This window comes from Natronorubrum thiooxidans, from assembly GCF_900156475.1.
GTDB lineage: Archaea > Halobacteriota > Halobacteria > Halobacteriales > Natrialbaceae > Natronorubrum > Natronorubrum thiooxidans.
This window is the reverse complement of the sequence record NZ_FTNR01000043.1, coordinates 1-5,095: the sequence shown is the minus strand read 5'-3', so window position 1 is coordinate 5,095 and position 5,095 is coordinate 1. Positions and strand designations below refer to the sequence as shown.

The following is a 5,095-nucleotide window of genomic DNA, read 5'->3' as shown; positions in this document are numbered from 1 at the left end:
TAGGAGTACCGGGGGTTTGGCGCTCCCAGTTGACCCCACCCGCAAGACCGCGGGCACCATTCAGATTCTAACTGGATTGGTGTCTGGTAGGGTTGCAAACCTGAAATTCCCAACGCAGCGGTGCAGTGCCGCGGGATTCCTGCGACTTTAGGCGCAGGAGGACGTCAAAAGATCTCAAATCAGTAGAGACGCTTTCCAGCGGATAGTGGCGTTTCTTCACCGAGGGTTCCGTACGCCGATTGACTGCGTTTTTGCGAAGATATCGCGGTTCCTCGCCCGTCCGAGGTACCGACAGGCCTCCATCGCGAAACGTATGGCAATCGGTTTCCCTTTTGCCCCGGCCGCAGCAATGGTGAGAATTTACTTCTTCGAGACACTTACGACTGTGAATCGCCGTACATCGGTCAATTGACCCAGTTGCCGCTTTCGAGACAGTAGACCGATGATCTATGGGAATGAGTGGCTCATTGCTCACTTTCTGTTCCGATCGGCGGTGAACCCGTGTCGTAATAGCACGTCATCAAGACCGATTCTGTGTCCCTCTCTTCCAAACTCTCGAGCAACTCGTTTTGAACACACCTTCAGCAAGCAGACGTTCTAACTAACCGGCTTTGTGAGGTACTGAGCGTGCACTTCTTCAACGGAGGCCGGGAGACACCCATGCCGATAAATGAAGCTGAAGCGCTCGTGACTGAGTCTTAGACAAGACGGCCGATTAGCTTAACTGACTACCATTAGCAATTATTAATTGATGGGATTTGAAGGTGTTACAGAGATTGCAACGTCTAAACAAACAACCCTCTCGAAATTTTCTGGGCAGACTCTAGCGATTGATGCATCGTTCTGGTTTGAACGATATTATCATGCGCAAGTTAAGGATCAGTTTTCAATAAGTGACAGGGTAGTAAAGAATGAGTGTGATATCTCACAAATATATTCCCTTTTACAATCTCTTCCCGACCTACTTCGACATGATATTACTCCTCTCTTTGTTTTTGATCCTATGCGGCGAAGTCGTCCTTCAAAAGCAGAAATAGAAATTCCGCATCTACAGAACACCCCGAATACTTCCGAACCAGAGAAACATTTCCCGTTCCTTCAACGACCAACCGAGTTGTTGCTCAGGTATCTCGATATTCCCTTTTGTGAATCACCACTTTACGCAGAGGCAGATGCGTGTGTATTTGCCCATAACAACCATGTTGACGCCGTCGTGAGCAGGGATTATGATACTCTGTTATATGGTGCACCGATAACTATTCGCAAACCCTACGCAGAACCCTGGGAAAAAATAGAACTAGAAACCGTACTCAAACAAAATAAACTGAAATATCGGGAGTTAATAGATGTTGCAATTTTAACGGGAACCGATGAAGTTCAGGGACCATACAAAGGACACATCAAAGAAGCAATCTCTAAAGTTCGACAGGCAACTGATCTCGATTCATTTGAATCTGAGCAGAATGAATACCTCCGCGGACCGTCTCTTGATATCAATGCATCTTCTCCAACGTTTAAAGATCTTCACATCCACTATACTGATCCACCAGTAACTCCCTATCCTGCTTGGCCAGATGTATCATTTCCTGATCCAGATTTCACTGCTGCCGGAAATTTCGCATATCAATATTTAGGTGAAAAGCCAAAATTGGTTCATTTGCTTGATCCAATTCGGAATGCGATATGATATTTATTAAGATATCTCGCTTACTTTGCCCACTAAGGATTACTCGCGCTGGATGCGCGGATATCAAATGAAACGGCTCTGGTGAATCACTAGACAGCGGCGACCGGAGGAGAGTCCGTCGCTCGAGACATCACGCTGGAACGAACGTGATCGCAACCGCGAGGAATCCGGTGGTGACGAACCGATCAGCCGGCCTCAGGAAGATAGCGAGACACCGAGCTCGCCGCGGGTGCCGATCGGCGCCGCCTCGCAGTCATCTTCGTGTTCGGATTCGACGGCCTCGATCGCGTCTTCGACCTCCTCTTGGGTAGCGTCGTCGGGAACCTCTCGCTCGTCGTCCGTCACGCCGATGCACCTCCGTTCGATCAAGCATCGTATTTACTCCTCACTCGATCGGGCGCACAACGCCCGGATGAGCAGCCGATGGTACAACCGTCGCTGGATGGTTGAAACCGTGTTCTCGTCAATCAAGCGCACGCTCGGCTCCGCCGTGCGTGCGCGAAGCTGGCACCTCGAATTCCGCGAGATGGTGCTCAAATGTGCCGTCTACAATCTTCGTCGAACAGTTAGATATCCGTAGAATCGACCGCCGTGTCTCGGTTCCCACCGGACGGAAGTGTGAGTGAAAACGCCGAAATCAAGCCTCGTCTAGCGGTCCTACGAAGCAGAAGACTCTATATTTTCTACTATAGTCTTTAATATTGGCTTAGCTACAGCAAACTCTAATATCTTGGTTATAGCTTTCCCTATAGGATTTTCTGTAGAATATCCTAATACAGCTTCTGATACAATTCCAATAGGCTATGCGGGAAGGAGAGGAGTGACGTGAATTCTACGTCATGGTAGTCGGCTACACTGTCTGCTACGGCGTATTTTGTGATGCGGTAACATTGGTCACTATGTCCTACTCGGTGGAGGATGTCATATGACCGGGGAAGTCAAGCGGCGGCTCCAAGTCATGGACAACTATGACTTTGAGCATTTCGTAGCGGACCTCTGGGACCGGATGGGGTGGGAAACGACGGTATCGCAAGCTTCGATGGACGCCGGGATTGATGTAATTGCCACAAAAGAGACGCCCTACCCCCAGAAAAAGGTCATTCAGGCGAAACGGTATGGAGAGAACACGACCGTCGGTGGCCCGGATATTCAACAATACGCGAGTCTCAAGCAGCAAGTTGAGGGGGCGGATTCGGTTATCGTCGTCACGACAAGCGAGTTTACATCGTCGGCGCATAAGCGTGCCCGAGAGCTTAATGTAAAACTCGTCAATGGCGATCGGCTTGTGCAGCTTATCAACAAGTACGACGCAAGGGATCTCGTCTCGAAATACGTGTCCGATGTTCGGGAAGGGAGGTCGGACCCATCCGTCGCCGATGGCGGGGCGACGCAGACTTCGAAAGGGACTACGAAAACGCGAAAGGGAGGGCGGATAAGAGGAGCACTTCGGCGCGTTCGGGCCTTAGCATGGCATCAGTACGTGGCCTACGCTATCGGTGGTGTTATCGTCTTATTTTTCGCTATCGGAATTCTCGCTGGGGTTTCGCTCCTCGATCCGATCGTGAACCTACTCGCAGTAGTATGGTTTCTCCTCCTTGTCTCGATACCGATCGCATGGTATCTCGATATGCGTCGTGTCCAGTCTCAATCGGAGTGGGAACCGACGGCGTGGCTCTATCTCCTTGGGGGCATCATACTCCCGTTTATTGCATTTCCACTTTACTACTATCGACGGTGGAAACGAGTTGGATTGTGACTTCCCCTGCTGCTATTGAACTATTAGCCACTGTGTGACTACCACTCACTTCTCGAGCGGCATCTCGTTCCTATATACCATTTGCATCGGCAGTCCGCTCGCATCGGTCGGTGGGTCTGATGGTAACCGCCGGAACTCCTCATGCGAGGCGCATGCAGTGAGAGCGAGAGCGAACGCATCTAACACGTCGTCGAGACCCACCCTGTACTCCGAACTTCGAAGCTCTCGAGCGATCGTTCGCCAGTCCCCTGCTTCGTACTTGGGAACACTCTCGAGTACGGACAGTCGTTCCTCAATGCCGACTGCAGTATGTTTGCTGTGTTCGAGTGGCGTTCCGCTCAGTGCACGAAAGCACACTTCCGGATGTCCTTCGACCAGAACCTCCGGGTCGCCATCGCCCAGGAGTAGGTTTTCTACCTCGACGATCCCCTCTGCGATACCGGCTGCCTGTTGCGTCAGCCGTTTCCCAGTCAGTTCTTCGTTCTTATCGCTTATTTCGCTATGATCCGCACCGGCTGCAGCTAACTTCGCAGCCTCTCGTGCCGGCGCAGTAAAAACCGACCTGTATTGCGATCCAATGACGTTCCTAGCGAGGTCGTCACAGTGCCGAGAAAGTTCTCCGTCTTCTTCGACGCACGAACACGCATCTGATTCGAGCGACTCACAGAGTCCGATCGGGACATCGACCACTATGCAGCGTGCGGATGTGCTGTAGTGATCCCAAACCTCCGTGATTTCCTCGAATACCGCAACTGATGGAGACTCCGACTCGTCTGTATACGCTATAGAAACCCACTCGCCAGACGACCAGTCAACCCCAACGTATTGTGAACACATCCGTAACCTGGTTTTAGGCCTAACTGACTTTTATCTATGGTGGAGCAACAATATCACTCAGATCATTATAGACCTGGACCCGAATCCTCCGTGTAGCAGTAAGACCTAGTTTCAAGCATGATAGGTTAGAAGGGAGTGATAATGGACGAGGCGATCAGTGGGGAGGATGAGATGACCGGAATCATTGGTTGCCCGGCGGACATGTGTTCGTTCGAGGGATCAATTTCGGAGGTTGCGGATCACATAGCAAAGAGCGACGACGAAGGACACACGTGAGAAGCGCTCAGTCACGGAAGTACTGACGAGTTCTGTTATGACGCTCATTTCGCGGAAGGACAGCACTTACAAGAAGTGGCCCAAGAGGCGCGAGACCACGGCAAGTTCGACGTAGCAATCGAAGAGCTGAAGGGTGCACTCCATCATTTCCAGCGCGCGAAATTATTCACAGACGATGCATCGTCCATCGAAAGTCGCTGTCGAGAGGTGCTACAACTGATCGACGAGATCGAGACCGCCGAACAGATGCAGTCTTAGAGGCTAGCAATCTCTTCACTGAGGCCAGTGAAGCAGCAGCCGAGGGTGACTGGGAAACTGCCGAAGGGAAAGCCAACAACGCTGAGACAGCATTAGATGTCAGCTGCGGCGGTGAAACTCTCTAGAAGACCTCTGAACTCGTATTTCTGATTAGTGTTGAACGATACTGTGGGATTTTCGGTCCTCATACTCACGGACATAAATACGTAAAGACATCTGGAACTTTGATTCGGTTGAGTGCAGAGAGAGCAGCATCACGAAGATCGTCAAGCGTCTCGAAC

The 5,095-nt window shown here is 51.0% G+C and carries 5 protein-coding genes and 1 pseudogene; 4 read left to right on the top strand and 2 right to left on the bottom strand.

All coding sequences use genetic code 11. The annotated features are described in order from the left end of the window. Positions 1-751: 751 nt before the first annotated feature. Positions 752-1,687 (top strand): PIN domain-containing protein, encoded by a 936-nt coding sequence (locus BW940_RS20590; protein WP_076611019.1) that lies wholly within the window; start codon positions 752-754, stop codon positions 1,685-1,687. A gap of 195 nt (positions 1,688-1,882) precedes the next feature. Here the strand turns inward: BW940_RS20590 and BW940_RS21630 are convergent, their stop codons facing one another. Further along, positions 1,883-2,032, bottom strand: a complete 150-nt coding sequence (locus BW940_RS21630) for a hypothetical protein (RefSeq protein ID WP_159440205.1) — start codon at positions 2,030-2,032, stop codon at positions 1,883-1,885. A 19-nt stretch (positions 2,033-2,051) separates the two neighbouring features. Here BW940_RS21630 and BW940_RS20585 point away from each other — a divergent pair. Together BW940_RS20585 and BW940_RS20580 are read left to right on the top strand one after the other, a co-directional pair. Next, a pseudogene (locus BW940_RS20585) lies at positions 2,052-2,267 on the top strand (transposase); the annotation flags it as partial. A gap of 345 nt (positions 2,268-2,612) precedes the next feature. Then, positions 2,613-3,443, top strand: a complete 831-nt coding sequence (locus BW940_RS20580) for a restriction endonuclease (protein ID WP_076611018.1) — start codon at positions 2,613-2,615, stop codon at positions 3,441-3,443. A gap of 45 nt (positions 3,444-3,488) precedes the next feature. On the opposite strand, the gene BW940_RS20575 is transcribed toward BW940_RS20580, so the two are convergent. Further along, a complete protein-coding gene (locus tag BW940_RS20575) occupies positions 3,489-4,280 on the bottom strand; it encodes a DUF429 domain-containing protein (RefSeq protein ID WP_076611017.1) in 792 nt (263 codons plus the stop codon). A 141-nt stretch (positions 4,281-4,421) separates the two neighbouring features. Here BW940_RS20575 and BW940_RS22435 point away from each other — a divergent pair, with 141 nt between their 5' ends. Beyond that, a complete protein-coding gene (locus BW940_RS22435; RefSeq protein WP_268875566.1) occupies positions 4,422-4,556 on the top strand; it encodes a hypothetical protein in 135 nt (44 codons plus the stop codon). Positions 4,557-5,095: the final 539 nt, after the last annotated feature.